Annotated in this window: 5 protein-coding genes; all 5 read right to left on the reverse strand. The window is 69.6% G+C overall.

What is annotated here, in order from left to right; all coding sequences use genetic code 11:
- Positions 1–30 precede the first annotated feature (30 nt).
- Genes HII36_RS56675 through HII36_RS19215 form a run of 5 tightly spaced genes read right to left on the reverse strand, consistent with a single transcriptional unit; the run spans position 31 to position 7183 of the window.
- Positions 31–984: a C40 family peptidase gene (locus tag HII36_RS56675; RefSeq protein ID WP_328807785.1), complete on the reverse strand. Its 954-nt coding sequence runs from the start codon at positions 982–984 to the stop codon at positions 31–33.
- 39 nt (positions 985–1023) lie between these two features.
- A complete protein-coding gene (locus tag HII36_RS19200; protein WP_173524584.1) occupies positions 1024–1902 on the reverse strand; it encodes a replication-relaxation family protein in 879 nt (292 codons plus the stop codon).
- Positions 1903–1935: 33 nt separating this feature from the next.
- A complete protein-coding gene (locus tag HII36_RS19205) occupies positions 1936–4425 on the reverse strand; it encodes a type IV secretory system conjugative DNA transfer family protein (protein WP_173524585.1) in 2490 nt (829 codons plus the stop codon).
- A complete protein-coding gene (locus HII36_RS19210) occupies positions 4422–6236 on the reverse strand; it encodes a VirB4 family type IV secretion system protein (protein WP_173524586.1) in 1815 nt (604 codons plus the stop codon). The genes HII36_RS19205 and HII36_RS19210 overlap by 4 nt, the downstream gene beginning before the upstream one ends.
- The gene (locus HII36_RS19215) at positions 6233–7183 is read right to left on the reverse strand and encodes a PrgI family protein (protein WP_173524587.1); all 951 of its coding nucleotides are present in this window, start codon (positions 7181–7183) and stop codon (positions 6233–6235) included. Before HII36_RS19215 ends, HII36_RS19210 begins: the two co-directional genes overlap by 4 nt.
- Between the last annotated feature and the right edge of the window lie 68 nt (positions 7184–7251).

Genomic DNA, 7251 nt, shown 5'->3' on the forward strand with positions numbered 1-7251 from the left:
GAAAGGGCGCTGCTCACCCTTTGAGAACCACTACCGGGCATGAAGACCGGCCTTTGCCGGAGCGGCGGGCCTGGTGAATCCGATCAGGTCTCCGCGCTGGTAGGTGCTGATCTTCACGACCTCGCGCCGGTTGGGGGCGTGGATCATCTGGCCGCCGCCGATGACGAGACCGACATGCCCTGGCCCGTCGGCTTGCATGTTGAAGAAGACCAAGTCGCCGGGTTGCTCCTGGCCATGCCGGATCGATGGGCCATGACGCCACTGGTCGGCAGCCACACGCGGGATGGTGATTCCGGCGGCTTGGAAAGCTCGCATGGTCAGGCCTGAGCAGTCGAAGGAGATCGGCCCTTCGGCTCCCCAGAGGTAGGGCTTGCCCAGCTGGGCCTGGGCGTAGGCGATGACGGCGGCCACTTGCTCGCCCGGGATCACCGGTACGCAGGAGCCCGTCAGGGCGTCAACGGTGCGCTGGGCGAGGGCCTCCCAGATGGCGTAGGCGTTGGGGAAGGCGGATCGCTGGACGGCCTGGGCGGCTTTGGTCAGGGGGAGTCGCTCCCATCGGCGGACCTTGACGAGCCGGTCGTAGAACTGGCGCGCGGCGTACTGCGGGGTGAGGATCTGGGCCCGGCTGCCCCAGCCTTGTGAGGGACGCTGCTGGAACAGGCCGAGCGAGTCCAGATGCCCGTGGGGCAGATTGCGCAGCCCCGATTCCTGCAGCGCGGTGGCTATCGCGATCACTGCGGCCCGTGTCGGCAGGCCCAGCTGCAGGCCGGTCTCGATGATGACGGCCGCGTTGCCACGTTGCTCCGCGTCCAGATCCGGCACGGCCGGCTGGGGTGTCGTCGCGCTCGCCTGGCTTCCTGTTGCAGCGACGAGGCAGCCAGTGCCTCCAGGTCCTCCGGAGGAGGTCAGCACGCCGGCGGCTGCGGAGACGAAGGCCATGACAAGGAGGAGCAGGAGGGCGGCGCCGACCGCGGCTATCTTCACCTCTTGCCTTCTTTCGGAGAGAAACCGGTGGTTACTGGGTCAGGCGCCGAGATCGTTCTGGGCGGGGTGGCTGAGATGTGGCCAGGCGTGGGCGAGTTCGGCCAGGCGCAGGCGAGGCCCGTCTGTGTCGGCCGGTAGCCAGACAGGTCCGGCGGGGCCGTCGTCGAGGCAGGTGCGGACGGCGGTGGCGACCGGTACTTCGGCTGCGGCGAGCAGCTTGCGCAAGTTGGCTTCCCTCGCCTGGCTGGGGAGCCAGAACAGGACCGGTGTCGTGATGCTGGTGGCTTCGGCGAGGTTGGCGTAGCCGTGCAGCTTGGCGGTGACCCTGGAGAGGGGTTCGGAACCGGTGTCGTGTTCGAGGAAGAAGTCGATCCCTCGGCCGTTCTCGATCCAGTGTCCGTAGGCGTCAGGGCGTGCGAGGTCGCCCCAGAGCTTGGCGCAGCGTCGTTCCGACCACCACTCCTTCACCTTCGCCGTGGTGAGGGGCCGGCGGGCCAGATGGTGCAGGTGGACGAAGAAGTCGTTGACGCCGATCTGGTGGTTGGCCTTGGGCGAGACCGACACCGCCATGGCGAGGTCGGGATGGTAGCCCAGCTCCTTGACGGTGATCCCGTCACGCAGGGCGAGCAGTTCGGCGCCGTTCCGGCCGAGGATCCAGTGATGGGGTGCTGAGCCGCCGTATGGGGTCCACGGGCGGTAACGGGTGACGACGTGGAAGCGGTGCAGGATGCCGAGTCGGCGACGAGTCGGCTGAGGCAGGGTGAAGAACAGACGCTGGATCTGGTGGGTCGTGAGAACGCGGTGCTGATGCAGATGGTTGAGGATGTCGTAGTCACGCGGCGTGAGCCGGGCGGCGAGCTCGACCATCATGCTGGCGTCGAAGCGGGGCTGACCGATCGGAAGACGAGTGGTGGCCATGTGACTCCTTCTGAGGTGCTGCGGGCAATGCGTCTAGTGATCTGCTGGCGCAGGAGGTGTCCGATGAGAAGGGCGCGGGTCCCGTTCGTGCCGGATCTTGATCTGCTGGTTGAGCGGGGCTGAGGACTGCTGATCAGCGGGCCGCGAGCTGCTGAACCGTTCCCTGGACGCTTCTCGGATGGCCTGCTCACGGCCTGCCGTCACCGGCGGGAGGGGACGCGTGCGCAGGGTGAACGCCGGTGCCTGCTGGCCGTCGACGATGAGTCGAGCAGCGCACTGGTAGGCGCCGAGGTGAGTGAGGTCGTGCGGGGTGATCAGCGGAGCGGTATGAGCCTTGAGCTCGTTGGCGTCCTTGGGGGAGGCGGTGAAGTAGATCTTGTTCCTGGCATCGGCGGACAGGGCTTCGCTCAGGTCGGTGGGGAGTTGGTCGAGGTGCTGGTGGGCCAGGACGAGGGAGAGGCGGTAGCCGCGTGCTTCGGCCAGCACGTCGTTGATGTGGCCGGGCAGGTTGAGGAAGTTGTGGCATTCGTCGATGTAGAGGGCGGCGTCGGGGCGGGCGCTCTCGTGGTATTGGGCGCGGCGGGTGGCGGCTTGCCAGGTGTGGGCGAGCAGGATTGAGCCGAACAGGCGGGCGGCGTCGTCGCCGAGGATGCCCTTCGGCAGCCGGGCCAAGATCAGACCGCCGTCATCGAGCAGTTGGTCGATGGGGACCGTGGTGGCGGGGTGGGTGAGAGCTTGGCGGATGAAGGGGCGCAGCAGGACGGCACGCAGCTTGTTCATCACCGGACCGATCACGGTGGCTTGGCCTGCGGGAGTGAGGGCCTGGTAGGAGTCCCAGAACCCGGTCAGAAGTTCGTCGTCCAGGCGGGCGGTGATGCGGGCTCGGAAGGCCGCGTCGGTCAGGAGCCGGGGAACGTCTGCGAGGGTGGCGTGGCGGCCCACCACCTTGGTCAGCGTCAGGCAGGTGGAACGCAGCAGGTCGTCGACCCGAGGTCCCCAGGCGGAGCGGAAGCAGCGGTGGAAGATGGTGACGACCGAGTCGACGGCGAAGGCCGGGTTGGGCCCGGCGAGCACGTTGATCGTCGGTGGCGGGGCCGGATCCTGCGGGTCGAACAGCACCGTCTTCCCGATGGCGCGCTCGGGTAGGCGGGCCAGGATGTCGGTGATGAGGTCGCCTTTGGGGTCGATGACCAGTGCTCCTCGGCCTGAGTGGGCGTCGGCGAGGACCAGGTTGGCCAGCAGGGTGGATTTGCCGACGCCGGTGCCGCCCAGGATGTGGGTGTGGTGGCGGGCATCGGCCACGGGTAGGGCTACCGGCCGCTGTGGGCCGCTGTCGCCGTCGCCCAGCACCCGTACCGGCCCGTCGGCGGCGTCGCGGGGGACGGCCGGTGGTGGGGCGATGGGGCGGGCTCCGGCGCGGGTGACGCCGGGGGCGTCGATGTCCCAGGGCAGGTGGGCCAGCGCGGCCAGTTCGCTGACAGACAGCAGGTAATCCGTATCGAGGCGGCGTGAGCCGATGGCCGCGTGGGGGCGGAAGAGGCGCCGGCGGCGCAGGTACTGGTGGCCTGAGGTGAACAGGGCGAAGACACCGGCCAAGGTGTGGGCGTGGCCGCGAAGTCTTCTGCGGGCGGACTCGTCGTCGGTGGCGGAGGTGACGGCGTAGCGGATGGCGACCTGGTAGCGGGGCTGGCCTGCCTTGGCCAAGATGGCACGGATCTGCTCGGCCCGCTCGGGGAACATGCGAGCCAGCTGGCCCGGCTGGATGTGGCCGGTCATGGGGGCGAGTTCGTCCAACGCCTGGCCGAGCGGACTGTTGGAGTGGGCGCCACGCAGGTGCGCGGCGGCCCGGTGGGCGCGGCGTAGGCGCCGTCCGGTGGTGGGACGGGCCAGGATCTGGACCACGGCGTGCTCGCCAGTACGGAGTCCGTTCATGGCGGTGAGCAGGGCGCGGACAGGGTCGCTGGTGTGGTCGGTCTTGAGCGGGAAATGCTCGGCGCGGCCCAGGACGAGTCGTCCGCCGACGGTTCGGGCCTGAGAGGGAAGGGGGTTGGTGGCGGGCCGGGTGGTGGTGATGGCGCCGGGCCAGGCGGCTTGAACGGCCTTCTCCACGACGCCGGGCGGGATGACGCCGGGGACCCACAAGCGGATGCGGACATGAGAGTCGTCGCCGTGGTACTCCCAGACCAGGTGCGGCTGACCTGTGAGGAGGCGTTTCCAAGCGGGACGGAGTAGGCCGATGAGCTGGCTCCACAGCACAGCCGCGCCATGAAGGTCGCTCTGAGGCGGGCAGGAGATCTGGATCAGCCGGGCGTCGGTCTTCAACCCTTGATGACGGATCCTGCCGAGAAGGCGACGGACCAGCGTGAGCACTCCCAGCAGGGCACCGAGCGCGGCACTGAGCTGCCAGGCATGGGCAGGGGCGAGCTCGGCCAGCCGCGTGGGCAGCTCACGGAAGAACCGCAGGATGTCCTGCACGTCTCGGTCGTCGATGTCGCACAACAGACACGCGTCGAGTGTGGTCATAGCGGGTCGGCCTCCTCGTCCAGCTCGTCGTAGGCGGCATCTGAGATCAGCGGTGGCGGCGGGGTTGATTCATGGCGTTGTTCCAGCTCGGCGAGTTCGGCCGGATCCGTGGTGATCAGCTCGGCCTCGGAAGGGGAGGCCACGACAGTCAGGGCGACCCGGCTGGCCGGCCCGGCGACCATGAGGGCCTGGCCGCGTTCGGCGGCGAGCAGGAACTGCCGCTCGCCCTCGGACAGATCGAACGCCTCTCCGACCGCGCTGATGGCTTGCGGGGCCTGGCGGAGCAGGATCTGGCTGGCCGCGTTGGCGACGATGGCTTGGCCGAGTTCGGTGCTGAGCAGGTCGGCGGCGTCTTGGGTGATGACGGCCAGTCCGGCCCAGTGCTTGCGTGCCGCTTTGGCCATGCGGAACAGGAAGCGGGCGCCTTCGGCCTCCTTCATGAGCAGCCAGGCCTCGTCCACCACGACCAGGCGTTTGCGGCGGTCGCGGGGGTTGGCCACGCGCCGCCAGATGGCGTCCAGGGCGAGGAGGGTGCCGACCGCTTTCACCTCGTCGGGCAGGTCGCGCAGGGAGAAGACGATCAGGTGGCCGGTGGGTGTGGTGGTGGTCGGGCCGTCGAACAGTTCCCGGTAGGAGCCGGACACATATGGGGTGAGCTGTGCCGCCAGCTCGGCGCCCGGTTTCCTGCGCTTCAAAGTGGAGACGAGGTCGGCCAGGAGTGGGGCGGGCCGGGCCCAGGTGGCCGGGTCACGGGTAATGCCGGCTGCCGTGTAGGTGTCGGTGATGGCGGCGTCCAGGGCGGCGCGGGCGTTGGCGGTGAGCGGGGTGGCGAGCATGGTGGTGATGAGGGTCTGCAGGAACAGGGCCCGCCGGGTCAGCACGTCGTCGTGCGGGCCGTGGGCGGCGGGCAGGTCGAGAGGGTTCCACCGGACGCCGGTCGCGCCCAGGCGCAGGTAGGTGCCGCCGACCGCGCGGGCCAGGCGGGCGTATTCGTCTTCGGGGTCGACGACGGCGACCTCGACGCCGTGGTAGAGCAGGCGCAGCGCTTCGAGCTTGGTGAAGAAGCTCTTGCCGGCGCCGGAGCGGGCCAGAGTGACGGAGTTGTGGTTGTCCTGGGCGAAGCGATCCCACACCACCACGCCGGAGCTGGAGGTGCTCAGCCCGTACAGCACCGAGGTGTCGCCGGTGGCTGCGGTCAGATCGGGGGAGGTGAAGGGGAAGGCGGCGGCCAGCGCGGCGGTGTCGAAGGTGCGACTCAGCTGCATCGCGTCGAGGCCGAGGGGGAGGCTGGTGGTCCAGCCTTGCAGAGCGCGGAAGGTGGTCGGCTGGGCGTCCAACAGCAGCGAGGCGGCCAGCGTGTGCACGCGTTCCAGCTCGACTTCCAAGTCGGGCGCGGTCGCGGCGTGCACGGTCAGGTAGAGGCCGACCTTGAATAGCCGGCCGTGGCCTCGGGCGAGGCTGTTGGCCAGGTCGGTGGCGTCATCGGCGGCGGCCTCTGTCGCGAAGTCGCGGAGGCGGCCGTGCTGAGCGTCGGAGTGGCTGGCCGATTCCAGCCGGGCGAGCTGGCGACGCAGCCGCATCGCGGCGACCGCCTGCGGGATCGGCTCGACATGAATGGAGACGTCCAGACGGCCGGGGTAGGTGAGCAAAGGTTCGAGCCAGCCCGCGCCGACCTCACGCGGGTAGCCGACCACCGCGAACGAGGCGGCGACGCCGTTCGGAAAGGTGAGAGTCCGTGCTCCAATCTGAAGGGCGCCTGGTTGCACCAGCTTTGTGCGCTCGCAAGCATCGCTCTTGCGCGGTCGTCTCATCGTTCCTCCACAGCGGTACTGATCACCTCGTCGGGCAAGGCGGCGGGTTGGGGGTGCCAGCCGCCGGGATCCAGGCACTCGGTCAGTGCGCGGTGAGCGGCCGTGGCGTCCAAGACGGTGGCGCAGACGCCGAGCGCGGCCAGCGTCCGCGCGCTTTCCTCAGCGCGGCGCAGCACTACGGCTGCTGCGGCATCTCGTCGCACTGAGCGGCGCCCGCGTGCGGGGGTGTGGTCGCGCAGCACGACGAGGACCTGGCGGGCCAGCAGGTCGCGGGAGGCGTTCAACTGCTGAAGGAATGCCATGTGCTCGCCTGCGCTACGGGCCAGCGACGGATGCGGGAGCCGGCCGATACGTCGGTCGAGCGCGTCGACGAGATCGCCGAGGTCGACCTGCCGGGCGCGGACGAGAATCTGCACTGGGGCCTCCAGCGAGTTGAGCCAGGCGCCGAAGGCGCCCACCAGTCCGGCTTGCTCGCTGATGGTGCGCAGATGGAAGGACAGGGTGCTGGTCTCCACCAGCACCGCGACCCCGCCCTCGGCCAGCTCCAGAGCGCCGTCGGTGCGGATGGCCCGAACCGGCAACCGTAGCGGCGCGGGCAACGCGCCGCGCAACCGGCACCAGGCAGGCGGCGCGACGACACCGTCCGGGGCGGCGACCAGCCGCTTGGGCGTACGGGCGAACAACACGGCGGCGAGCGCGAACCGGTCGAAGGTCAACCCCTCGCGCCGGCCGAGCGCGATCACCAGCCCGACCGCGAGCAGAGGCAACAGCAGCCCGGCCAGCACCACGATCGGCAGCATCTGGTGGAACAGGCAGTAGATGAGCGCGGCCAGCGCCCCGGTGACGGTGACGATGATGATCTGGCGCAGAGTGAGCCCGTAGGCGATCTTGTCGGGTTGGGCGATGTCGGCCGGGATGCGCGCGACCAGCGGTTCTGGCTCATTCATCAGCCGCGCCTCCTCGGCTGGCGGCGGGGTGGAGGGTCCAGGTGCAGGTGCAGCTGGCGGGGCCGGGA

Source organism: Nonomuraea antri (assembly GCF_013283785.1).
Lineage (GTDB): Bacteria > Actinomycetota > Actinomycetes > Streptosporangiales > Streptosporangiaceae > Nonomuraea > Nonomuraea antri.

Coding starts and splice junctions, on each gene's coding strand:
- HII36_RS19215 (WP_173524587.1), bottom strand. CDS start 7,183: ATGAATGAGCCAGAACCGCTGGTCGCGCGCATCCCGGCCGACATCGCC.
- HII36_RS19200 (WP_173524584.1), bottom strand. CDS start 1,902: ATGGCCACCACTCGTCTTCCGATCGGTCAGCCCCGCTTCGACGCCAGC.
- HII36_RS19210 (WP_173524586.1), bottom strand. CDS start 6,236: ATGAGACGACCGCGCAAGAGCGATGCTTGCGAGCGCACAAAGCTGGTG.
- HII36_RS19205 (WP_173524585.1), bottom strand. CDS start 4,425: ATGACCACACTCGACGCGTGTCTGTTGTGCGACATCGACGACCGAGAC.